This is a genomic window from Lacticaseibacillus zeae DSM 20178 = KCTC 3804, assembly GCF_000260435.1.
Lineage (GTDB): Bacteria > Bacillota > Bacilli > Lactobacillales > Lactobacillaceae > Lacticaseibacillus > Lacticaseibacillus zeae.
Window position 1 is genome coordinate 35,065 of sequence record NZ_BACQ01000007.1, and the last position, 23,557, is coordinate 58,621.

Annotated in this window: 23 protein-coding genes, 1 tRNA gene and 1 other annotated feature; of the genes, 20 read left to right on the top strand and 4 right to left on the bottom strand. The window is 48.0% G+C overall.

Annotated elements, in window-relative coordinates; genetic code table 11:
- Window positions 1–57: 57 nt before the first annotated feature.
- On the bottom strand, window positions 58–2,634 hold the full coding sequence (locus GSO_RS00840; RefSeq protein ID WP_010487947.1) for a YfhO family protein: 2,577 nt from the start codon (window positions 2,632–2,634) through the stop codon (window positions 58–60).
- Between the two features lie 145 nt (window positions 2,635–2,779).
- Here GSO_RS00840 and GSO_RS00845 point away from each other — a divergent pair, with 145 nt between their 5' ends.
- From GSO_RS00845 to GSO_RS00865, 5 genes are all read left to right on the top strand, one after another.
- Window positions 2,780–4,906, top strand: coding sequence for a peptidoglycan D,D-transpeptidase FtsI family protein (locus tag GSO_RS00845; RefSeq protein ID WP_010487949.1), 2,127 nt, complete (start codon window positions 2,780–2,782; stop codon window positions 4,904–4,906).
- A 183-nt stretch (window positions 4,907–5,089) separates the two neighbouring features.
- Window positions 5,090–5,779, top strand: a complete 690-nt coding sequence (locus tag GSO_RS00850; RefSeq protein WP_010487950.1) for a rhomboid family intramembrane serine protease — start codon at window positions 5,090–5,092, stop codon at window positions 5,777–5,779.
- A complete protein-coding gene (locus GSO_RS00855) occupies window positions 5,776–6,030 on the top strand; it encodes a YqgQ family protein (protein ID WP_010487952.1) in 255 nt (84 codons plus the stop codon). Before GSO_RS00850 ends, GSO_RS00855 begins: the two co-directional genes overlap by 4 nt.
- Window positions 6,023–6,985: an ROK family glucokinase gene (locus GSO_RS00860; protein WP_010487954.1), complete on the top strand. Its 963-nt coding sequence runs from the start codon at window positions 6,023–6,025 to the stop codon at window positions 6,983–6,985. The genes GSO_RS00855 and GSO_RS00860 overlap by 8 nt, the downstream gene beginning before the upstream one ends.
- A gap of 22 nt (window positions 6,986–7,007) precedes the next feature.
- A complete protein-coding gene (locus GSO_RS00865; RefSeq protein WP_010487956.1) occupies window positions 7,008–7,415 on the top strand; it encodes a rhodanese-like domain-containing protein in 408 nt (135 codons plus the stop codon).
- Between the two features lie 70 nt (window positions 7,416–7,485).
- Here the strand turns inward: GSO_RS00865 and GSO_RS00870 are convergent, their stop codons facing one another.
- A complete protein-coding gene (locus GSO_RS00870) occupies window positions 7,486–7,665 on the bottom strand; it encodes a DUF3042 family protein (protein WP_010487958.1) in 180 nt (59 codons plus the stop codon).
- A 68-nt stretch (window positions 7,666–7,733) separates the two neighbouring features.
- On the opposite strand from GSO_RS00870, the gene miaA reads away from it, so the two are divergent.
- On the top strand, window positions 7,734–8,693 hold the full coding sequence (gene miaA, locus GSO_RS00875; protein WP_010487961.1) for a tRNA (adenosine(37)-N6)-dimethylallyltransferase MiaA: 960 nt from the start codon (window positions 7,734–7,736) through the stop codon (window positions 8,691–8,693).
- The gene (locus GSO_RS00880) at window positions 8,677–9,939 is read left to right on the top strand and encodes a methionine gamma-lyase family protein (protein WP_010487963.1); all 1,263 of its coding nucleotides are present in this window, start codon (window positions 8,677–8,679) and stop codon (window positions 9,937–9,939) included. Before miaA ends, GSO_RS00880 begins: the two co-directional genes overlap by 17 nt.
- Before the next feature lie 99 nt (window positions 9,940–10,038).
- On the opposite strand, the gene GSO_RS00885 is transcribed toward GSO_RS00880, so the two are convergent.
- Window positions 10,039–12,129 carry an Orn/Lys/Arg family decarboxylase gene (locus GSO_RS00885; RefSeq protein WP_010487964.1) on the bottom strand — a complete coding sequence of 697 codons (2,091 nt, stop codon included), beginning with the start codon at window positions 12,127–12,129 and terminating at the stop codon, window positions 10,039–10,041.
- A 303-nt stretch (window positions 12,130–12,432) separates the two neighbouring features.
- Between GSO_RS00885 and GSO_RS00890 the strand changes: the two genes are divergently transcribed.
- From GSO_RS00890 to GSO_RS00905, 4 genes are all read left to right on the top strand, one after another.
- On the top strand, window positions 12,433–12,795 hold the full coding sequence (locus GSO_RS00890; RefSeq protein WP_010487965.1) for a MerR family transcriptional regulator: 363 nt from the start codon (window positions 12,433–12,435) through the stop codon (window positions 12,793–12,795).
- An 18-nt stretch (window positions 12,796–12,813) separates the two neighbouring features.
- Window positions 12,814–14,154 (top strand): type I glutamate--ammonia ligase, encoded by a 1,341-nt coding sequence (gene glnA / locus GSO_RS00895; RefSeq protein ID WP_010487966.1) that lies wholly within the window; start codon window positions 12,814–12,816, stop codon window positions 14,152–14,154.
- A gap of 241 nt (window positions 14,155–14,395) precedes the next feature.
- Window positions 14,396–16,789, top strand: a complete 2,394-nt coding sequence (locus tag GSO_RS00900; protein WP_010487967.1) for a Xaa-Pro dipeptidyl-peptidase — start codon at window positions 14,396–14,398, stop codon at window positions 16,787–16,789.
- Window positions 16,790–16,859: 70 nt separating this feature from the next.
- Window positions 16,860–18,521: an ATP-binding cassette domain-containing protein gene (locus tag GSO_RS00905; protein WP_010487968.1), complete on the top strand. Its 1,662-nt coding sequence runs from the start codon at window positions 16,860–16,862 to the stop codon at window positions 18,519–18,521.
- A gap of 78 nt (window positions 18,522–18,599) precedes the next feature.
- Here the strand turns inward: GSO_RS00905 and GSO_RS00910 are convergent.
- Window positions 18,600–18,673 (bottom strand) — tRNA-Arg (locus GSO_RS00910).
- 355 nt (window positions 18,674–19,028) lie between these two features.
- On the opposite strand from GSO_RS00910, the gene GSO_RS18495 reads away from it, so the two are divergent.
- The 9 genes from GSO_RS18495 (at window position 19,029) to nusB (ending at window position 23,542) form a co-directional block, all read left to right on the top strand.
- On the top strand, window positions 19,029–19,151 hold the full coding sequence (locus GSO_RS18495; RefSeq protein WP_010487969.1) for a hypothetical protein: 123 nt from the start codon (window positions 19,029–19,031) through the stop codon (window positions 19,149–19,151).
- Window positions 19,152–19,407: 256 nt separating this feature from the next.
- Entirely contained in the window at window positions 19,408–19,602 is a 195-nt protein-coding gene (locus GSO_RS00920) for a hypothetical protein (protein WP_029345490.1), read from the top strand.
- A 179-nt stretch (window positions 19,603–19,781) separates the two neighbouring features.
- Window positions 19,782–19,850 (top strand) — a sequence feature (ribosomal protein L21 leader region).
- 30 nt (window positions 19,851–19,880) lie between these two features.
- Window positions 19,881–20,192, top strand: coding sequence for a 50S ribosomal protein L21 (gene rplU, locus GSO_RS00925; protein ID WP_005684402.1), 312 nt, complete (start codon window positions 19,881–19,883; stop codon window positions 20,190–20,192).
- An 11-nt stretch (window positions 20,193–20,203) separates the two neighbouring features.
- The gene (locus tag GSO_RS00930) at window positions 20,204–20,554 is read left to right on the top strand and encodes a ribosomal-processing cysteine protease Prp (protein ID WP_010487974.1); all 351 of its coding nucleotides are present in this window, start codon (window positions 20,204–20,206) and stop codon (window positions 20,552–20,554) included.
- 18 nt (window positions 20,555–20,572) lie between these two features.
- Window positions 20,573–20,863, top strand: coding sequence for a 50S ribosomal protein L27 (rpmA, locus tag GSO_RS00935; RefSeq protein ID WP_003564659.1), 291 nt, complete (start codon window positions 20,573–20,575; stop codon window positions 20,861–20,863).
- Window positions 20,864–20,938: 75 nt separating this feature from the next.
- Window positions 20,939–22,006 carry a M24 family metallopeptidase gene (locus GSO_RS00940; protein WP_010487978.1) on the top strand — a complete coding sequence of 356 codons (1,068 nt, stop codon included), beginning with the start codon at window positions 20,939–20,941 and terminating at the stop codon, window positions 22,004–22,006.
- 87 nt (window positions 22,007–22,093) lie between these two features.
- Window positions 22,094–22,657, top strand: coding sequence for an elongation factor P (efp, locus tag GSO_RS00945; protein ID WP_010487979.1), 564 nt, complete (start codon window positions 22,094–22,096; stop codon window positions 22,655–22,657).
- Between the two features lie 20 nt (window positions 22,658–22,677).
- Window positions 22,678–23,133: an Asp23/Gls24 family envelope stress response protein gene (locus tag GSO_RS00950; protein ID WP_010487980.1), complete on the top strand. Its 456-nt coding sequence runs from the start codon at window positions 22,678–22,680 to the stop codon at window positions 23,131–23,133.
- Between the two features lies 1 nt (window position 23,134).
- Window positions 23,135–23,542, top strand: a complete 408-nt coding sequence (nusB, locus tag GSO_RS00955) for a transcription antitermination factor NusB (protein ID WP_010487981.1) — start codon at window positions 23,135–23,137, stop codon at window positions 23,540–23,542.
- Window positions 23,543–23,557 lie beyond the last annotated feature (15 nt).

Genomic DNA, 23,557 nt, shown 5'->3' on the forward strand with positions numbered 1-23,557 from the left:
AAAAGAATCCTTGGGTTAGTTGTTATTACCCAAGGATTCTTTTTGCTCGTTTCACGATTATTTGCGAGTTTGGCGATACCACCAGCCTGCCGTCAGGAGTAAGCCGATAACCGTTATCAGGCTGCCCCAGCCCAATAATGGCGGCGTGTAGCGCATGGTGATGCGATAATGCCCGGGCTTAAGCGGAATGGCCATGAAAATGCCAAGACTGGTTTTGACGGAAACCGGACGGCCATTAACGCGGACGTGCCAGCCTGGTGCCGTTGGGATCGTTGTTTGCATCATTTGGTTTGGTTTACGAATGGTGACATCAGCTGCAATGGTGGTGTCAGTAGCGCGTTTAACCCGCCAACCGCTTGCTTGTAATTGTTTGAGATCGCGTAGAATAGTGCCGACGTCAGCTTGATACAGGCTGACATTGTCAAACCACGCCTCTTTTTTATTGAGCTGAAAAGTTAATGTTTGCTCCTGGAGACCCTTTTTAGGCGTGACATTTACAGTGATCGTGTCGTTAAAGCTATCAGGGAGCGTCACAGCGTTTCCATTTTGTTTGAGGTTCACCAGATGATTGGCAAAATGGCTGCCAAGCGTCAGAACGTAGCATTTTCCCGCTTGCGGTTTAAAACGATAGGTCACAGTATGGCGGCCCTTGCCAACCTTAGTAAATGTCGACGTGCCATTTGATGTCGTGCGGCGAACGCCCGAAAGCGTCGGTTCGGGGAGTGGCAAGGCGCTAAAATAAGGATCGGTGTCTTTTCCCAGGGCGGCCTGGAGAATAAACGATTGATTGGCAACAGGCGTGTCACTATAAAGCTGCTGTTTCAGTAAATCGGTGCTGGCTGCGAAGCCGATTTGTTGAGCGAATGGTGACTGCAGGATTTTCCAGGGGCCAACTTGGTTTACTTGCCGATACCATTTTAAATCAGGCCGTTGTCCGGCATCGGGTAGGGAGTTCTGCGCATGAGTCGGCGTTAAAAAGTATTTCATCCCCAACAGACTATCCGTGATTAACGTGCCATTGGTGTATGCCACCGAGCCATCGTCTTCGGGTTGGCCAATTTGCCCAAAGAACTTCGGTAAAGCTGGCTCGAGCAGCGAGTTGAATTGGTCGGCCCCGCGATAGTTGCCAGTCATCGGATCGTTACGCGTCCGAATTGTAGTTTTGCCAATGCGAAAGAATCCGTGATCTTCTTTCTTAACGGCGTTGGCACCTTGGACGAGCGCCGCGGTATAATCGTGGTAATCACGGTGGTCGAGGTAAGCCAGCTGATTCAGTGTCAGAATCATGCTGCCGCTCATGTCGACCAAGACGATGGCAAAGCCAAACCATAACGGCCGGTGCTGATCGAGACTGAGCCACACAAGCACCAGTAACAGCGAACCGATGCCAAACACGAGATTACCGAAAGTCAAAAAGCTGAAGTGTTTCAGGTTAAGAGCCACATCGCCATATATTAGCCCGAATATGATTAGCAAAATGACGAGCTTTTGAAGCGACAATCCCGTTTCTATTTTTGCTAGGCTGTTGATACCTAAACTCAAGAACCAAAAGCACAAAACAAAAGTAAACCGGTACGGATACCAAACCGGGAATTGAAAACCATGCCACAATAAGTCCAGCGGCTCGAACATGCAGGAAAGTAGCAAGAAGCCGGTCACCAAGGCAGCCGCAATTTTCTGCCGCCATGACTGCTGTTTGGATAAGAAGAAAAGCGCTGCTAGGACAAACCCTAGGGCGCCGATGTAAATATTCGGAAACCCTGAAGGCATTTGATCAAAATTGAAACTTCCCGGGACCATCTTGCTCAATAAGCGATCCGGGGCATATTCAAAGCGCCACTGGAATGTTTTGACCGTATAAGTTGCTTTGGACAGGGCAAGCTGAAACCATGTCGGAAGAAGGACCACGGCGCTGCACATGCCGGCCAGTAAGCTGGCACCCGTAAAACGCAATCCGATACGCCAGGCGTGCCGCCAAGACTTGGCATGGGCACCGAGCCAATAAGCAGCGTATAATACCAGAAACAACGCAATCATATAGCCTGTGTAAAAGTTGATGATAAGGGCAGCCGCCAGCCAGCCGATATAGGCAATGCTCCGGCCTTTGGTGAACAACGCCTCCGCACTTTGAACGATCAGCGGCAGCAAAATCGCTGCATCTAGCCACATCAAGTTGAAACTGTTTGCCAGCAGCCAACCACTAAACGCATACGCCAATCCAAAAGCGGGAATCATCAGCCCGTTAATTCCGTGGTGTTTGGCATACCATCCCATAGTTAATCCGGCCGTGCTGATTTTTAGAATCATGATCAAAAAAGCAGCAACATCCAGCATGTCAGCGGGGAAAAGAATTACCAACAAATTAAACGGACTCAGTAAATAATATGCAAAGACGCCAAACATGTCGCCGCCTAATCCTTTATTAAAGGCATAAAAAAGCTGCCCCGGGTGGCCGAGCAGAGTTTGGCGAAGATAGGCAAAAAAGTCAATATACTGTTGGCCCAGATCAACCGTGAGCACGCTGCTGGAACCAAACGGGAAAACGCCGCGAATGGCAAAGTAAAAACCGACTAACAGTCCTGGCAGTAAAAAGCTAAGGATCAGCGGATTGTTTTTTAACCATCGTCGTCGCACAGGCACCCACCAACTTCTAAATTAAAATTAATTCCGGCTCATTTTCGTCCGGCATCGTTATTTCAAGCATATCATAAGATACATAGCGTTTTGCCGGGTTCTTTGCTACACTTTAAAAGATAGAGATTTCAAAGGAGCATTTAGGGTGAAGTACATTCGTACACCGCAGCCGAAACGAAATAAAAGTCACATTCCGTTTCGCTTAAATTTATTGTTTTTCATTGCGTTTCTTTTGCTAGCGGCACTGGTTGCCCAGCTGGCTTATTTGCAGATTCTAAATGGTCCCCGATTGGCTGCCGAAGTCGATCGGACGAACAAAACAACGGTCACCGGCAATGTACCGCGTGGATTGATTTATGACAGTAAGGGACGCGCGCTTGTCACTAACAAGGCCAACAATGCGATTACCTATACCAAGAGTGTCGGGACCAAATCCCAACAGATGTATGACATTGCCAATCAGCTGGCAAGATTGATTGATAAGCCGGCTGAGAATCTGACCAAACGTGATTATATTGACTATTACCTGGCCCAGACCAAGGTGTCAAAAAGAATCACCAAAAAACTGCCTAAGAAGATTCAGGATTTGCCGTCAGCGGATTCGGATAAATTGTACAAATATCAAGTTGCCTATGTTCGCCAACATATGCCGACGTTGACGCCTATTCAAAAAGAGGCGGCCGGGCTTTATAAAATAATGAACGGCGCTACGCAGTTATCCACGGTTTATTTGAAAAATCAAAATGTCACTGCCCACGAAGTCGCGGTTGTCGGTGAGCGGCTGACACAGATGCCAGGCGTTAACCTTGGTACTGATTGGGAACGTTCATACCCTAATGGCGAGTCGATGACCTCGATCATCGGCCGCGTTTCCAACGAAAAAAGCGGGCTGCCTGCGGATGAATTGAACGCATACTTAGCGAATGGGTATGCGCGCAATGACCGTGTCGGCACCAGTTACTTGGAAAAAGCGTACGAGAATGTTTTAAAGGGATCAAAGAGTCAGACCCAGGTTGAAATCGGCAATAATAACCAAATTGTCCAGTCGGTTTCTAAATTCAAAGGACAGCAAGGTGCCAATCTGAATCTGACCATTGATTCGGAATACCAAAAGAAAGTCGAAAAGGCGTTGGATGACACCTTTAGTTCGGTTCGCTCGGCCGGTGCCGGCAGTTTATCGGATGGTGCATATGCTGTGGCAATGGATCCAAATACCGGGCGGATTCTGGCCATGGCCGGGCAACATCAGGATACGCAGACCCATAAAGTCGAAGACGATGCGCTTGGGGTTATCAATCGTGCCTTTGTTGTCGGGTCTGCGGTCAAAGGGGCAACGGTTCTCGGTGCACTTCAAGACGGAGTTATTACGGTTGACCACAATACCCAGGCAGACACGCCGATTTATTTGCCGGGTACACCAGTTAAAAAATCCGTTTACCCTGTCGGTACGTTCAGCTCGCTGGATGCTGCTTCAGCGCTGGAAGTGTCCAGTAACATTTACATGATGTGGCTGGCGATGAAGGAAGGCCATTACGCTTACTCGCCGAATAATTATCTAAAACTAGACAACAACATTTTCAGCAAGATGCGCGGCTACTTCAACCAGTTCGGCTTAGGAATCAAGACCGGCATCGATTTGCCTGGTGAAATTGCCGGGTTGGAAGGTAGTACCCATGACAGTTCTGGCAACTTACTAGTTGGGTCGGCGTTGGACTTGGCATACGGGAACTACGATAACTACACCTTGATCCAAATGCTGCAGTACATCAGTGCGATTGCCAATAATGGGTACCGCATGCGTCCTTACCTGGTCAACAGTATCAGTCAGACACTGAGCGATGGCAGTAAGGGACCGATTTTAAGTACAACTCAGCCATCTGTAACGTCTAAAATTGAGAATACCCAAGCACAAATCGATCTGGTGAAGCAGGGGATGTGGCAGGTTGTCCATGGTACGAATGGGTGGACAACGGCAACGTCGCTGAATTCCTTGAATCCTGGGGTCGCTGGGAAAACCGGGACGGCGCAAGGCTTTACCCGTGAGTCAAAAGGATCGGCGTTGACCGAGACCATCACGGAAAGTTTTGTTGGCTTTGCTCCAGCAAAGAATCCCAAGATTGCGATTGCGGTCATTATTCCTAACTTAAAAGCTGAAACGACAACGCCATATCAGTTACAAATTGCCAAAGAAATGTTTAGCGACTTCTATAAGATGAATGACATCAAAGAAGATAAGGGCTATTCGATCCATCAAAAGTCCATCAATGGTTAACGTTGTTGGCAGCGTGTGCAAAAAATGCTAAACTACTACAAGAACATGGCCGTCAAGTGATTGATTGGCACTGGTGGCAATGGGAAAACAACAGGGTCACCTGTTGTTTTTTAGCGAGATTGCCGCTTGGCGACGGTTATACACGCACTTGCTGCTTGGACAGTCAAGTTAGAAAGGATTTCAATGAACTACGCAAATTGGCGCTCACGTTTTCAAAATTCAGCCTATGTGACCAACGGCATTCTGGCTGTCACGATTTTGGTGTTCATTCTAGAGACACTTTCCGGTGGCAGCACCAATACTGAAGTGCTGATTGCTTATGGTGCCCGAGCTAATCCGCTTATTTTATACGGACAATGGTGGCGCCTGATCACCCCGGTATTTGTTCATATTGGCTTAACGCACATCTTGATGAATGGCTTTTCGTTATACTTTTTAGGCGAAATGACAGAACGTTTATTTGGTCATTGGCGGTTCTTCCTGCTATATTTCATTTCCGGTTTTGCCGGCAACGTGGCAAGTTTTGCTTTCAGTCCCAACACGTTGGCAGCAGGAGCCAGCACCGCGATTTTTGGGTTGTTGGGAGCTTGCTTGATGTTGGGGGATACCTACCGCGATAACCCCGTCATTCGGCAATTGTCGCGTCAATTTTTGTTGTTGGTTGTCTTGAACTTGGCATTTAACCTTTTCTCTAGCGGTGTTGATATTTATGGACACATTGGCGGTGTGCTAGGCGGTTTCTTAGCGGCCGGCATGTTGGGAGCCCCGGCACTTGGTCGTATGGGGACTGTCCGGCGCGTCGCTTCGGCAGTCACCTTGATCTTTGGACTGGTTGCTTTGATTTTATTTGGAATTCAGCGCGGAATCGTATGAAAACTTATTATGATGTTTTGCAATTATTAAAGAGCTTTGGCACCTTTATCCATGTCGGTAAACGGGTGTGGGATATTGAGCTGGCAGCACTAGAATTAGACCGTTTGCATCAGGCAAAATTGATTGACGATAAGGTTTATCTGAATGCGAAAGTTGTTTTGCGGCATGCCCATGAACAAGAAGAGCAAGATCCCTTGAATCACGATTTACCTTTGCATTCGGATCAACGGAGGAATGATCAAAATGAATAATCAAAAATTAATCGGGGTTGACTTAGGCGGGACAACCATTAAATTTGCTATTTTAACCCAAGCAGGCGATATTCAGCAGCGTTGGAGTATCGACACCAACATTCTGGATGAAGGCAGCCATATTTTGCCGGATATTGTGACGTCCATTAACGAACACCTAAAACTTTACAACATGTCGCCAGCCGATTTTGCCGGGATCGGCATGGGGTCTCCGGGTTCTGTTGATATCAAAGCTGGCACCGTTATTGGCGCATACAATTTGAACTGGAAAACATTACAGCAAGCCAAAAAAGTGATCGAATCCGGCACCAAGATTCCTTTCAACATTGATAATGACGCCAATGTTGCGGCATTGGGCGAGCGCTGGAAAGGTGCCGGTGAAAATGACCCGGATGTAACCTTCGTGACGCTTGGTACGGGCGTTGGTGGCGGCATTATTGCAGATGGCGAGCTGTTACATGGCGTTGCCGGTTCTGCCGGTGAGTTAGGACATGTCACCGTCGATCCGGTTAACGGGTATCTATGTACCTGTGGCAAGCGCGGCTGCCTCGAAACAGTAGCTAGTGCGACCGGCGTGGTGCGGGTTGCTCGTGACATGGCAGAAGAATTTGCCGGCGACTCAAAGTTGAAGCAAACGCTGGACGATGGGGACGAGATTTCTAGCAAAATCGTTTTCGATTTGGCAAAGGACGGCGATCGCCTGGCTTTGATGATTGTGGACCGGGTTTGCTTCTATCTTGGTTTGGCCTTAGCGAACGTTGGTAATTTATTGAATCCGAAATTCATCGTCATCGGTGGCGGTGTGTCGGCAGCGGGCGACTTTTTGCTTAAACGCGTCGATAAGTATTTCAAAGAAAATACGTTCCCGAATGTTCGTGAAACCACCCGATTGCGGTTGGCAACGCTGGGCAATACAGCTGGCGTCATTGGGGCCGCAAGCTTGGCGCTGAAGTAAGGGAAAAAGGAGAGTCGTGTAAGTGTTAACTTATCTGTTAATCTTTGTTGGATTATTTTTAATTTACTGGGGCTTCAGCTGGTTGTGGAGCTATTATCAAAAGTCGAAATTCAAGGCCATCGGTGGCGAAATTTCACCTGAAGAATTTGAGCACACGATGCGCAAAGCCCAGATTATCGACTTACGGGAACGCAACGAATTCAAAGCAGGCCATATTCTTGGTGCGCGTGACCTTCCGTATACGCAGCTGCGTGAGCGGTTAGGCGAGATGCGTAAAGATTTGCCGGTCTATCTCTATGACAAAACCGGCGTCCTTTCGTTGCGGGCAGCACGGCGCTTGCGCAAGAATGGCTTTGAGAAGATCAGCTGGTTAAAAGGCGGTTACGATAACTGGTCAGGCAAAATCAAAAAAAGCCCGACTAATTATTGAGCCGTACATAGGCAGCAAAAAAAGCAATCGCACTGGTCGATTGCTTTTTTGTTAAGCGATGCTTATTTGCTTAGCCTTGATGGGCTGAGAAGCGTTTGCGATTAGCTTTGCGCCGATTTTCATTGATTTCATCGGCCTTGGTTTCAACAGGTTCGACATAATTTTTCTTGAAGGCGAAAACACTGCCGGCAATGGCGCCAAGCGTCATCAACGTGCCAACGAAAAAGCCGCGTGCAAATTTATGTTTCATGAGAATCCCCCCTGATTGGTGATCTGTGATACTAAATTTATTATACTATATTGATGGAGCTTAATGAAATGGATAAACCGGCAAAACGTATCGTCATAATTGTGGGACCAACAGCTGTGGGTAAAAGTGATCTTGGCATTTACTTGGCCCAGCAGCTTCAAGGCGAAGTCATCAATGGTGACGCGTATCAAATTTATCGTCATATGAATATCGGTACCGCCAAAGTCATGCCAGACGAAATGGCTGGCGTCCCGCATCATTTACTGGATATCGTTGAGCCAACGATGCCTTACACGGTTGCTAAGTTTAAAGAAGCCGCCGAAAATGCCATCACAATGGTCAGTGAACGGCATCATCTGCCGATTTTAGTTGGCGGGACCGGTTTTTATTTGAATAGTTTACGCCTGAATCTGCCGCTGGGTGGCAAAGCGCCTCCAACAAGTGTCCGGCAGCGATGGCAAAAGGCATTAGCCGATCACGGTGCGCCGTGGTTATGGACTCAATTAGCCCAGCAAGACCCAATCGCCGCGAAACAGATTGAACCTGCCAATACGCGGCGGGTGATTCGCGCGCTGGAAGTCATCGAATTGACTGGCAAACGGTTTTCTGAACAGCCCCAGCCCCAACCGCTTTATGAAACACTGGTTATCGGCTTGACTACGGATCGCGCGGTTTTATACGAGCGGATCAATGCCCGGGTGGACGCCATGATGGCTGCGGGACTGAAAGCAGAAGTCGCTAATTTGTTAAAAACCGTTCCGCCTGATGCCCAGGCAATGCAGGCCATTGGCTATAAAGAACTAGTTCCATATTTTGAAGGTCAGGCTGATTTGGCTGATTGTGTGGCGCTCATCAAGCAGCATTCACGTCACTTTGCCAAACGGCAGCTGACCTATTTTCGCAACCAAATGCCGACACATTGGTTTGATTTGGTTGCTCATCCGGAAGAAAAGCAGGCAGTGGTTGCGTTAGTGCGGCGATGGCTGGAGCAACCGGTTAAAGGAGAAAAAGATGAGTTGGACAGATAAATTTGATCCCGCCTTATTAAAAATGGTCAGGGAAGTCGATACCCAAATCGCACCACAATTGGCTGCGATTGATGAACGAATTTTGGAGAACCAAGATAAAGTTTTAACGAGCTTTCAGAAACACCATGTTGCCGAAAGCTATTTAACCGGATCAACCGGTTATGGCCATAACGATGAGGGCCGCGATGTGCTTGAGGCCATCTATGCTGATGTTTTAGGCGGTGAAGACGCGCTCGTGCGGCCGCAATTTGTCTCCGGCACCCATGCCATCGGGGTTGCGTTGCTCGGACTTGTCCGCCCGGGGGATGAGATTTTGTACATTACGGGAAAGCCGTATGATACGTTGCAAGAGGTGTTGGGACTTGCTGGCAACGGCATTGGTAGTCCTAAAGAATATGGCATTGGCGTCGATTATGTTGATCTTTTGCCAAATGGGGCAGTCGACAACGATGCGGTTAAGGCACGGCTGACCGCTAAAACCAAAGTGGTTGCGATTCAGCGTTCGCGCGGATATGCAACGCGCGATTCGTTTACGGTTGATCAGATTGCCGCGATGATCAATGTTGTTCGCAGCGTCCTGCCAAATGTCTGGATTTTTGTCGATAACGCTTATGGCGAATTTTCCGAAACAACCGAACCACTTGAAGTTGGCGCCGACGTCATGGCCGGATCGCTGTTTAAAAATGCTGGTGGCGGCATGGCCAAAACCGGTGGGTATATTGTCGGCAAGAAGGATTTAATTGAGCGCATCAGCTATCGCTTTACAGTGCCTGGTCTTGGTGGTGCCGAGGGGGCGACTGTCGGTGCGCTGGCTGATATGTATCAAGGTTTCTTCATTTCACCACAAACAACCGGTAATGCGATTAAAGGCGCCATCTTTGAAGCGGCCTTATTTGCAAAGTTAGGCTTAGATGTATCACCAACCTGGGACGCGCCGCGGACAGACCTGATTCAAACGGTTAATTTCGGCAACCAAGCTGATATGGTTAAGTTTGCCAAGGCAATACAAGCCAATTCGCCCGTTGATAGCTTTGTGACCCCGATTCCGGAGAAAATGGCTGGTTATGAAGACGAGGTCATCATGGCCGGCGGGACATTTGTGGCCGGATCAACGGTTGAATTTTCCGGGGATGGTCCGTTGCGTCCGCCATACACACTTTATTTGCAAGGTGGTTTGACTTACGCACATATCAAACTGGCAACCATGGGGGCGGCACAATCGACTTTTTTTGATCAAGCTAAGTAGACAATTCGCATGCAAAAAAGCGTCAGCGTCACTGCAAACGGGCAGTGCACTGGCGCTTTTTTGATTTAGTATTGCCACTGCGGAATTTTCAAATCTATGTTAATGGTCCGCCACAACCTGCACGTAAGGTTCACCGTCCGAGCCGGTCACAATGCCCTGAATCTCCGGCGTGAATCCAGGAAAACGACGGATGCCGGCAAATAACGTTTCAAAATAGTGAATGGCCACCGCACGCCAGCGTTCGCCCGGCACGACGACGAAAATGCCAGGAGGATACGGCAATGCCCCGGCAACGGCGATTCGGCCTTCCGCAGCCTGCAGTGGCACGGTGTCAAATTGTCCACGGACAAAACAGCGGTCGGCTGCTTGTGGCGTTATGGCAGTCGGTATGTTGTTCGTGTTTGTAAAAAGTAATTGTTGCTGCTGGACTAACTTAGCTTCGCGGAAAAAGTCGGACATGTTCTGGCCCAGTTCGCGTAAGGTCATATGCAGATAAGCTTCACCGGTTTCAGCCACTAATTTTGGTAATGTTTCGGTAACGGTTTTGTTGGCAAAGTAATCTTTTTCGAATTGTTGCAAAACTTGGCGAAGGTGCTGCCAGTCGGTTGTGGCAGATCCTGGCGTCACCAAAAACAGCAAGCTGTTCAAATCGGCTTTTTCCGGGACAATCCCGTGATCAAGCAAGTAGCGATCGACCAACCAGCCGCTAACGCCAAATGTCGCCGTTTCCGGTAGCAGCACCGTGACCTTGCCAGGATCAAGATAAGCTTGGTTCGGCTTTAAGTGCAGGAGCTGATGCCACTTGGCGTTAGGCGTCATTGACCAGGCTTCCGCAGAAGTCGTTGCCTTTTCCGGGGCAATTGCGGTCAACGTCGGATTTTGATAGGCCGAAAACAGGCGAGAATCACTTAACGAGCGACGGAAAGCGAGCGCTGCCTGAAGAGCGTCTGCCCAGATTTTTTGACCGCGGCGGCCTTGATTGATCGCAGTATTAGCGACCAACGATGCGTAAAGTGGGTAAGAATAGCTAGTGGTGACGTGTTTTAGGTACGCATGGTTGAATTGCTCATGGGTGACATAGCGCGGCTGTCCTTTGATGTGCGCATCTTTTTTATGAATCTGAGACGCTTGGCCGAAGCCGGATTGTTGCTTGTGAACGCTTTGGGTGACGATGATGCCCGGATCATCCGGACCCAATGGCACTTGCAAAGGATCCGTTGGTTTCATGGCCGGAATGAAGGGCTCGTATCCGCCCCAAGCGGCATCAAAGGCAATGTAGTCCGTTAGTGGGCCAAAAAGATCAAGTAACTGGCGGACATTAGGAACAATACCGTCGAAGGTTTCCAGCTCAAGAATGGCCAGTCTAAACGGATGGCGCTCTTTGGCTTTTTGCGGATCAATGGCCGCAACCAGTTGGCGTAGCCGGTTAGCGCTGATATCAGTAAGGTCGAGTGGACCGATTAATCCGCGTTGGGTACGGAGGGTGTCAAGGTAAACCGGGCGTGCCCCATTTTGTACCAGCGCAGCATTATAAAATGATTTGTGATTATTGCGGTCAAATAAAACCAGATCACCTGGCGTCAACAACGCACTGGCTACAATGTTGTTGGAGCCAGTCGTGCCATTGGTGACAAAATAAGTTTCATCAGCGTGGTATAACCGCGCCGTGGCTTGTTCAGCTGCCAGCGGGCCGCCGCCATGTGTCAACATGTCTCCCAGTGAAGTGACCACATCGCTGGTATCGCTGGCAAAAAAAGTGTCCCCATAAGCTTGATAAAGTAGATAACCGGCGGGGGCCAACCTATCATACTGGCCGCTGTGGTGACCGGGAGTGGCAAAACTTGTCGGGTTTGCCTGTGCAAAATTCAGTAGATCATTTAGAAAGGCGGGAATCATGGTCTTTTCGTAATGTGTCGCTGCCGCGGTGATTTGAGTGAGCAAATTAGCATCAAGTCGCGGTGCTTCAGTCACGTCCAGCTGGCCGGTTGAATCATTTTGGGGGTGGCCAATGACAAAGACCGGCAAAGGCAGTTCACTGGCAACAAGTTGGCCAAAGACATTTTGATCGGCCGCATGCACCACCACTGCATTGAACGCTGCCAAAGGGTAATCATTAAACGGCAGCCAATCGGTAGGTAAGTTGACAGATTTCATGGTCGGGGTGTACCCAACGTGTAAATGTAAGGTCATGACGACAACGTCCTTTCAGAAACCTAGTTACTGTTATCATACGTTTCATAGTTGAAAATACCTAGAAAGAATTTGGCGCGGTAAGATTTCGGATTGCTTGGATAATACTGACAAGCGTGGCAAGTTGACTTAGTAGAAAGCGCTTCTTTTTGAATAATTGGCTCAACATATTGGTCTATAACAAGTTGACCGTAAAAATAAAATTTTTTCATTTTTTACGTTAAATGTCAGAAAAGCTTACATGTTGCGTTGACACCGTTTATCTGGTTTGATAAGCTGACATCGTTGTAAAGGAGGATGCCTATGGCTGAGATCGCTGATCTGAGAACGCGATCGGTTTTGCCGATTGGTACAGTTATGTTGTTAACAGACTTGACTGCTCGCCAGATTCGTTACTATGAAGCCCAGGGATTGGTCAAGCCAGAGCGCAATGCCGGCAATCACCGAACTTATTCGCTTAATGACGTTGATGAACTGCTGGAAATCCGCAGTCAGATGGCAGATGGTTTTACGCTGGCTGATGTCAAGCGGTTGAAGCATCCACGTCATCGCGAGGATAGCGATGCCGAAGTTCGCAAAGTGTTGCGCGACGAACTGTTGAATCAGAGTCGACTCAATCAAAGCCCGGATCCGGGTCCCACCATCGGCTTCCGACAATCACACTAAAGATAGGAGTTCACGTATATGGCAAGAAAAGCAATTACCGCTGATGAGATTCGCCAGACAGTTAAGGATGAGAACGTCTTATTCTTGCGCCTGATGTTTACCGACATTAACGGGATCATTAAGAACGTCGAGGTGCCGATTTCCCAGTTGGAAAAGGTGCTGAATAATAAGATTACCTTCGATGGTTCGTCGATTGACGGTTTTGTTCGAATCGAAGAAAGCGATATGCTGCTCTATCCGGATCTTAACACTTGGCTATTGTTCCCGTGGGAGAATGATCACGGTAAGATTGCCCGGCTGATCTGCTCGGTTCATCGTCCAGACGGCACACCTTTTGGCGGCGATCCGCGTAACAATCTGATCCGTGTCGTGAATGAAATGAAAGAAGCCGGCTTCACAGCTTTCAATATCGGCCCTGAACCGGAATTCTTCTTGTTTAAACTGGACGAAAATGGCAATCCGACAACGAAGCTGAATGATCATGGTTCTTACTTCGATTTTGCACCGCTTGATATGGGCGAAAATTGCCGGCGTGATATTGTCCTTGAGTTGGAAAAGATGGGCTTTGAAGTCGAAGCTTCCCACCATGAAGTGGCACCGGGCCAGCACGAAATTGACTTCAAATATGCCGATGCACTTGATGCTGCCGATAACATTCAAACCTTTAAACTTGTGGTCAAAACCATTGCCCGCAAACACGGCCTGTATGCGACCTTTATGCCAAAACCACTTCACGGCATCAACGGTAGCGGCATGCACATCAACATGAGCCTTTTCCACGACAAAGGCAATGCCTTCTATGATCCAAATACCGACGATCAGTTGAGTGAAACGGCGATGCATTTCCTTGCCGGGGTTTTGCGCCATGCTTATGCGCTGACCGCGGTTAACAACCCAACCGTCAACTCCTACAAACGACTGGTGCCAGGATTTGAAGCCCCGGTTTATGTGGCTTGGTCCGGCAAAAACCGCTCACCACTGATTCGGGTACCGCAGTCACGGGGATTATCAACCCGCTTGGAGTTACGCTCGGTTGATCCGACTGCCAATCCTTACTTAGCCATTGCCGCAATCCTTCAGGCCGGCCTTGATGGCGTCAAGAACCAGTTGAAGCCGGAAGAAGCGGTAGATCGTAACATTTATCGGATGCAAGACGACGAACGCAAAGCAAATCATATTCAAGACCTCCCATCAACCTTGCACAATGCGTTGAAGGCATTGGCGGCTGATGACGTGGTCAAGGCTGCCCTGGGTGAACATTTGTATCAAAGCTTTATGGATTCGAAGAACCTCGAATGGTCCGCATACCGCCAGCAGGTTTCCGAATGGGAACGGCAACAATACCTGGAATTGTATTAATTCCAGCCACCCAAAAGCTGTTGTTAACCTTTTCCTTGACTAACTGGTAAAAACAGTCAAGCATTCAGTAATTTAAAAAGACTTCAGGCGTGATGGCGTCTGAAGTCTTTTTGCGTTAACGGTGCTTACGAAAAACTCACCGCCATCGTAGGTGCGTTTATGCGGGTTAATAGTTGAAAACGCTAAATGAGATGGCTACACTGAATTTATCACATTTCTCTCATAAAGGACGGCACTGCTCATGAAATTAAACCAATTCGCTCGATTAACCCCTGAATTTAGCCAACAATTAACGGAACTTGCTCGCATCGGCTTGCCGGCAGATCCTAAAGGTGACTTTGCAGATACGGCTGCGGCCATGTACGCGGCCTTTTTCCCAGAGGCATATCAGCTCGCTGCAAAACAAGATAAATTTGCTCAGATTGCAGTTAATTCGCGACAGAATCTGGCTGAATGGTTGGCATCGGGGCCCACGCAGATGACCCGGCGCGACTTTTATAATGTAGCTTTGCAACTGCTGGGGTTCGAAGCCTTTACCGACTTTGACCTGAGTGATCCGTTGGCTTTTATGGCGGCTACAGAGCTGCCAAGTGTTGATCACGATCTGCTTGATACTAGGGATCTGCTTAAGGCTAGCTATTTATTGCTGACGACGCGAACCAAACATTTAGTCAACTTTCTCGATGATTTAGCCAATCGTGGCTTTTTCAAGGATTTTCAGTCGTCGTCAACCCAACCGAAACCTTTATTGTTTAATGGTAAAGTGCAACAGGTTTTCGATGCCCGCCAAACCATTCGCGAGGTAGTATGGATCGAGTCTGATGTCGATTCGGACCACGATGGGCAGCGCGATCTTTTAGAAGCAACCATTTATCGACCGAAAGCCACCGAGCAAGGATTGAAGGTTCCGGTTCTATTTACCGCCAATCCTTATTTTCATGGGACCAATGATGTGACGGCTGCGACGCATGTTCCGGAAACGGTTTTGGCAGTCAAGTCACATGGGGCCTCGAAGGCGGAAGTAACGACTACACCGATTCAAACCGAAGACTTACCGAAACGGGTCGTTACTGGTGAGGCGACAGAAGCAGAGGCCTATGCCGAAGAAAATAGTATGTATGCGTTCAATGATTATTTTCTTGCGCGCGGGTTTGCTGTGGTTTACTCAGCAGGGGTCGGAACGCGGTATTCAGACGGCTTTCGGACCATTGGCGGGCCGGAAGAGACTGCTGGCGCGGTGGCGGTCGTCGAATGGCTGACCGGTAAGCGCCGGGCGTTCACGAACCGTACTGCTGGCGTTGCCATTAAGGCTTGGTGGTCAACCGGCAAAGTTGCGATGACCGGTAAGTCCTACTTAGCTACGTTAGCCATTGCTGCGGCGACGACCGGCGTTGAGGGGTTGAAAACCATCATTGCCGATGCCGGCATTTCTAGCTGGTATGATTATTACCGCGAAAATGGTTTGGTCGTGGCGCCCGGCGGCTTTCAAGGTGAAGACGCTGATGTTTTGGCAGTTGATACGTTTTCCCGGCAGAAATCCAGCGGCGATATGATTCGCATCAAGTCAGCTTGGGAGCGGCATCTTGCTGCGATTACCCGTGATCAGGATCGGACGACGGGTGCCTATACTGCGTGGTGGGATGCGCGTAATTACCGCAAAAATGTTGCCAACGTCAAAGCCGACGTGGTGTTGATTCACGGGCTCAATGACTGGAATGTGAAACCTAAAAACGCGATTCGCTTCTGGCAGGCAATCTCAGATTTGCCGATTCAAAAGAAACTGATTTTACATCAAGGACAACATGTTTATGTTCACAATGTTCGCTCGTTGGACTTTTTGGACATGATGAACTTGTGGTTGACACATGAGCTGTTAGGGGTAGCCAATGATGTTGCAGATGTTTTGCCGAATGTTATTGTGCAAGATAACGTGACTCCGCAGACCTGGTCAGCCTATACCGATTTTGCTAATCCGGAAGCGGAACATGTGACAACTGAGGTCAACCTGAAGAATGACTTTGAAGCAGCTACCGATCAGTTTACCGATCATGCCACGGCAACGTTTGCGGCGCAACATGACACCAGCGCCAGTTTCGAAAAGGCCATCATTACCCCTAATAGTGCTTACGCTAACAGCCGGTTGTGGTTGACCCAGCCAGTGCTTGAGCGTGATCAAATCCTGGAAGGCATTCCACATCTTGAGCTGACGTTGGCAGTTGATGCACCGACCGGCATTCTTAGTGTTCGGCTCGTGGATCTCGGCGAGGCCAAGCGTTTTGGCGAAACCGCAGCCACTGTTGCGGCCAATGATTTACAGTTAGGCTTTGATTTTAAAACAACCGATATTGTCGAATTCAAGCCGGCCGCTAAGCCAACCCCAAGTAAACTGATAACGTTAGGTCATATTAATTTACAAAATCCTAAAAACGCCTACGAAGTGCAGCAAATCACACCGGGCCAGTTTTTTCACGTGAGTCTGGATCTGCAACCGACGCACTATCACTTACCGACCGGCCGGCAGCTTGCCTTGATCATCCATGGTGCCGATATGGCGCAAACGATCCGACCGACAAAAACCACGCATTATCACGTCGATTTGGCGAAGAGCACCTTAACATTGCCATTTCGACTTTAAAAATAGCATCCACGGTTGAGGACAACATCGTCATAAGTTTGCGCCGTTGCGGGAAAAGGACGTGAAGTGGATGGATCATCAGGAACGCCAGATCAATATACGTTGGGTTATTCGACAGTTGCCGTTAACTTTGGTGATCGTGCTATTGTTACTGAGCCTGACAAGCACCTTAGAGCCGATTTTAAATGGGGTGGTTTTCGGTCAGCTAGTCAATATTGACTTCAGCAATCTTGCCGCTGTGGTGCGTTTTGTGTCGTTAGCTGCAGTTGCCTACCTCGTCACCTACACATCACTCTATCTGTTTTTGCGCGCCCAACAACGCGCTGTTCGGGTGTTGAATCAGGCACTTAAATCAGTGTATTTCACCGCCTCAGTCGCGCACGCAGGAACTAACGCCACGGAGGTTTCTGACACGATCAATGACGTGACCGGCGTGGCGAAACAAATTGAACAGGCCTATTTTGTCGAGCTTATCGGTATGTTGCAACAAGTGATTGGCTTGATTATTTCAGTGATTTTTATCCTAAAAACCAATGTCGTGTTAAGTTTGGTCTACGTGTTATTTTCTGCACTGTCGTTGCTTCCGAGTCACTTTGGTAGAAAAATCCTGGCCAAAAAGTCGGACGTTTGGGCTAATACCAATGCCAGTTTGGTTTTGAGTATGAAAGATATTTTTCAAGGCCGAATGGAAATTTTTAACTTTAAAGCCTGGCCGGTCTTTTTCACCCGATTTAAGCAGCACCTGAGCCAAGAAGAACGCGACTATGAGCGAATGAATAACTTCCAATATTTATTCCAATATGTGTCTTGGCTATTTGCCATTGCGGCGTTTTTGCTGCCACTTTTTATCGGCCTCCTCTTGATGGCCAAAGGATTGTTTGGTGTGACGACCAGCGTCATTTTGACACTGACAATGACGGCAGATTCTGTTGTCGGCGGCGCTCGCAGTTTGAGCAAATCGCAAAGTCAAATTGTTAGCACAAGTCAGCTGCGCGTGCTGCCTGTGGCTGGTCAATTTGAACTACCTAAGGTTGATGATAGCGAGTCAAAGCCGGAAGCGTTAAAAGGGGAGCTTGACATCAGCGATCTAACCGTTGTGCGCGATCAGCATTTAATTTTGAGTGACGTCAATATCCGCCTTAAACCGGGTAGCAAAGTCATTGTGACCGGTCTTTCTGGAATAGGTAAAACAACCCTTCTAAAAGCCATCACCGGTCAAGTGGCATCTCAGGGTGCGATTCGTTTTGCCGGTCAGCCGCTGCATGCTGGTGATTTTGTTTTGGTGTCGCAAAATGTCTGGTTGTTTAATGGTACATTGCGGGATAATATCACGTTATATCAGGCCTACGATGATGTCGCGGTTTTGGCGGTTTTGCGTCTGGTAGGGCTTGATCAGGAATTAGGGGAGCATGTGCTTGATTTCAAAATTGTTGATAACGGCAGTAACTTATCAGGTGGACAAGCGCAGCGCATTGCGATTGCGCGTGGATTGTTGCGCAAGAGTCCTATCTTTTTGCTTGATGAGATTTCTTCAAGCCTTGATCAGGTCAATGCTGATAAAATTCATCGCATCATCTACACGTTACCCGCAACGGTCATTGAAGTCGCGCATCATTATAAGGAAGCCTTGGCGCAAGCATATGGCGTAAAGATTTACGAAATGGTTGATCACCGGTTGCAATTAAAAAATGAGGCCTCCAGGGAAGTTGCTACTGGCACAGAAGCTATTTAAGGACAGGATTTAGGTAAACTTGGTAACACAAAAAGCCCGAAACATCGGGCTTTTTGAGGACAAAATGTTTGCTTTAAGTGTACCAGCCGGGATTTGAACCCGGGACAAACGGTTTAGAAGACCGTTGCTCTATCCAGCTGAGCTACTGGTACAAATCGTTATTAAGTATACGAGAAGCGCGGGTAGGCGTCAACGGAATGTTGAGGAACTTGAACTTTGTGAGGGTTGGCAAAAGGTGTTTAAGGGTGTGGGTGTTTGCGCGTTGGGAGCTTTAAAGCACTCGTAGTTAGGCAATCCGGCTTTGAAACGCGTTCGCAGTCGCAGAAATCTCCGTGTAAGGACCTCAAGCCTAAATGGCCAAAGCCCAGCCATTTAGGCTTGAGGCCACTTACACTCCGATTTCTAAGCGCTCCTGCTCACGCTCTTGACTTCCTAACAATAAGTGAGTAACATACACTCAATCGCTACCGAAGGCCATTCACATTTTTTAAGAATGGAGGGATTCTGATGGGATATCGAATCCAGTTGAACATGAAGACGCAAGAATTTATCGCGATTGATCCGCACAATGCTAAGCACATTGGTAAGGGCGAGACAATTGAAAAAGCGTTGCAACAATTGAAGAAATAATGTCTTGCTGCCGGTGTATGACTTCATACCGGCGGCTTTCTTTTTTGCCAAGGGACTAGTGCCATGGAGACTTTTTATGCTATATTAGGTTCCTTGGCAGGGGCAGGCTCAGATTTTTTCTGGGCCTTTTTTGGCTCGAAGTCGCCGATTAAAACGTTTCCTTGTTGAAACTGGTTGGCTTGGCTATAATTCCATCCAGGGGGTGGCACTTATCATCATTTTGCTGAACATCTTCATTTTACTGGTTACCGCCGCATTGCTGATAACGGTAACCACCCAACTCAGAAAACCGATCAATTGGATCGTTGACGGCATTTTATACATAGCCTTATTACTCATTAATGCAGCGTTTGGTGGCTGGTTGACTTTCTTTACCTTGATTTATGCGCTTTATATGCCCGCGGTCATCATTGGCGTTTGGCTTTACCGTCAGCAGCACTTGCCACAATAAGTCGATTTTTGGAAGTGGCAGCCTTAAATTTGACGCTGATATGACTATTTAATTGCAGCCAATCCAAGTTGAAAAATGGTTGGCCGAACTTGCACCATCCAAAAAGAGCGGCTATTATCGGCGATGTGCTTGCAACTTGGCCTGCTGTCTGGTAATATTAATCCGTTGTATTTGGCACCCCTCCTATGCAACCGCACATCGTTAGGTTTTAAGCGAAAGCACCTAACTTGGCGAGTCTTCAGGGGAAAAGCCGAGAGGCAAAACAGGAGGTGCACACAGTGTACGCAATTATCAAAACAGGCGGCAAGCAGTATAAAGCTGAAGTCGGTGAAGCCATCTATGTTGAAAAACTTGATGCCGAAGAAGGCAAGCAAGTTACTTTTGACGAAGTAATCATGGTTGCTGGTGAAGGTGATGCCAAGATTGGCACGCCAACTGTAGCCGGCGCAACCGTGACTGGCAAGGTCGAAAAACAAGGGCGCGAGAAAAAGGTTGTTACTTACAAGTACAAGCCTAAGAAGCACTCTCATCAAAAGAAGGGCCATCGTCAACCATACACGAAAGTCGTTATCGACGCGATTAACGCATAAGAGGTCAGTTTATGATCAAGGCAATTTTTCATCGCGATGAGCATGGCGATATCGTCAGTTTCGAACTGAGTGGCCATGCCGATGCCGGTAAAACCGGCAAGGATATCGTCTGTGCTGCGGTTTCAGCCGTGAGTATCGGTGCTGTCAATGGCGTCGAAGCGTTGGCGGGATTTAAGCCCGACGTCGATGCGGATGAGGTCCATGGCGGACATCTGCAAATGACGCTCAAGTCGGCAATCACTGGCGAACAACTGCACATTAGTCAGATTTTGTTGGAAAATTTATTGCTTGAACTACAAAGCATCCAAGATCAATATCCTGATCGCATTTTGATTACGACAAAACAATTAAAACAAAATTAATTCTCGGAGGTGTACGTTATGTTAAAGATGAATCTGCAATTCTTCTCTCACCATAAAGGTGGCGGTTCAACATCTAACGGCCGTAATTCTGCAGGCCGGCGTTTGGGTAGCAAGCGTGCCGATGGTCAGTTCGTTAAGGCAGGCAACATCTTGTATCGCCAGCGCGGTACCAAGATCCATCCTGGTGAAAACGTTGGCCGCGGCGGCGACGATACCTTGTTTGCGACTGCTGATGGCGTTGTCAAGTTTGAACGCTTCGGCCGTGACAAGAAGAAGGTTTCAGTTTATCCGGCAGCAGCTGCTGAATAAATATTGATGACGTCCCGGTAATCGGGGCGTCTTTTTTTCAGAATTTTAAAATGACGTCAATAAGGAGTGGTTTGGATGGATCGAATGACAGCATTGCAGGCGCGGATTCTGGACAAGAAATTAGATGGCTTTTTTGTTACCGATGCCACCAACGTTACTTATTTGACAGGTTTTACCGGTGAAGAAAGCGCCTTGCTGGTGACGCCGGAGAAAGCTTATTTTATAACGGATTCCCGGTTTACCGAGCAGTTTAAGCAGCAGGTACATAATGCCAAGCTGGTGTTGCATCAGGATGGGTTGTTTAAAACGGCTGGTGATTTAGCCAACCAATTGCAGTTGACCCGCATTGGTTTTGAAGCCGTTCACCTGAATTATGCCGATTATGAAGCCTTTGATCTTTTAACACAAGGAACACTGGTGCCAACCCGTGACTTTGTTGAAACACAGCGCGAAGTCAAAGACGATGAGGAACTGGCCTTGATCAAAAAGGCGGTTGCCATTGCCGAAAAAGGTTATCAGCATGTTCTTGATACGATCAAACCTGGCATGCTGGAAATTGATATCGCCAATGATTTGGACTTTTTCATGCGGCAACTTGGTGCCAGCAATGTCTCGTTTGAAACAATCGTAGCTTCCAGTACGCGTTCGGCAATGCCACATGGTTCCGCAACGGAAAAGAAGATTGCCAAAGGGGATATTGTGACCCTCGATTGGGGATGCATCTATCACGGCTACATGTCCGATTTGACGCGGACATTTGCAGTCGGGGAACCGGATGCCAAGCTTAAGACGATTTACCAAATTGTTTATGCGACGAATCAGAAAGTCCAGCAAGCTTTGAAGCCTGGTGTGATGGGACGAACGATTAATGACTTAGCGCATCACACAATCAATGACGCCGGCTATGGTCAATATTTTGGCCATGGAACCGGACATGGCATTGGTCTGTCGATTCATGAAGGCCCTGGCGCCTGGGGTCCTTATCTCGATGTGCCAGCCGCAAAAGGCAATGTCGTGACCGATGAACCCGGCATCTATGTTCCGGATCTTGGCGGTGTCCGAATTGAAGACGATTTGGTCGTGACTGCAGACGGCAATCAAAGTCTTAGTCAACCGGCACCAGCTGAATTACTGGTACTGTGAGGCTGTCTACGTGGCATGGCTGTTGCAAGCATCTTCACCGCTTGCTAGAATAGATTTAGCTTACAACTGAATGTATGGAGGAAGTTCATGATATCTGTTAATGATTTTAAGAATGGTTTGACGATTGAAGTCGACGGTGACCTATGGCGAATCGTTGAATTTCAACACGTTAAGCCAGGCAAGGGTTCGGCATTTGTTCGCTCAACCTTGAAGAACCTGCGCACGGGTGCGGTACAGGAAAAAACGTTCCGATCAACTGAAAAGGTTGAAAAAGCGCAGATCGACAGTAAAAACATGCAGTACCTTTATGCCGATGGCGATAATTACGTCTTCATGGACACCGATACTTACGATCAACTGACACTTCCTGGCGATGAGATTCGCGACCAGTTGAATTATTTAAAAGAAAACATGAATGTTAAAATTATCATGCACGGCAATGAAACCCTGGGTATTGAGTTGCCGAAAACCGTTGACTTAACGGTTAAGGAAACCGAGCCAGGCATTCGCGGTAATACCAGCAGCGGCGGTTCAAAACCAGCCACCATGGAAACCGGACTAGTCGTTCAAGTGCCGTTTTTCATCAACACTGGCGATGTACTGACGATTAACACGGATGATGGTACTTACATTTCACGTGCCAATAATTAAGGCTTAGGAGGGTTCTCGCGATGGCTGAAGAAACCAATATCATATTAGCAAATCGGACGGATGCCCAAGGGACCATTGAAATTGTTCCTGAAGTTTTGGAAGTCATTTTGGGCATTGCTGCGAGTCAGGTAGACGGTGTCTATCAAATGCGCGGTACATTAGGGTCTTCAATTAACGCCTGGTTTGGCCGTGCCAACCACGGTAAAGGCGTTAGTGTGACAGTTGCCGATGATAAGATTACGGCTGATGTCTACGTTTATCTGGATTATGGTGTCTCCGTTCCGAAAGTGGCTTTGGCCATGCAAGAACAGCTACGTGAACAGTTACTCTTTATGACGGATTTGACGTTAAGCGAAGTGAATGTGCATGTCGTTGGCGTCATCCCTGAAAAGACGGAAAAAGTCAATCCGGATGATCTGTTTAAAGATGACGACACTGATGAACCATCGACAACGAGCAGCAAGGATGACGATTAACATGGAATCACGACACGCGATTCGTGAAGCTGCCTTTCGAGCGCTTTTTGCGTTGGCAACGAATCCGGAAGCAGATAAAAGCGCCGTATACGCAGAAGTTTTACCTAAAGATACTGAAGTGCCGCCTTATTTAAGTGAATTGGTGGAAGGCGTCTTGACGCATCAGGAGGCGTTGGATGCTGCCTTAACCCCGCAGCTTAAAAAGGGGTGGACGCTGAGTCGTTTGACCAAACCGGATTTAATGATTCTGCGCTTGGGCTTGTATGAAATTCGCTATGAAGAAGCGATGCCGGAAGCTGCGGCGATTAATGAAGCCATCAATTTGGCCAAACGTTACAGCGATGACCAATCTGCTAAGTTTGTCAATGGCATTTTGGCTAATTTTATTGAAGCATCGCCGAAAGCGTAAGTTAACCGGTCAAAG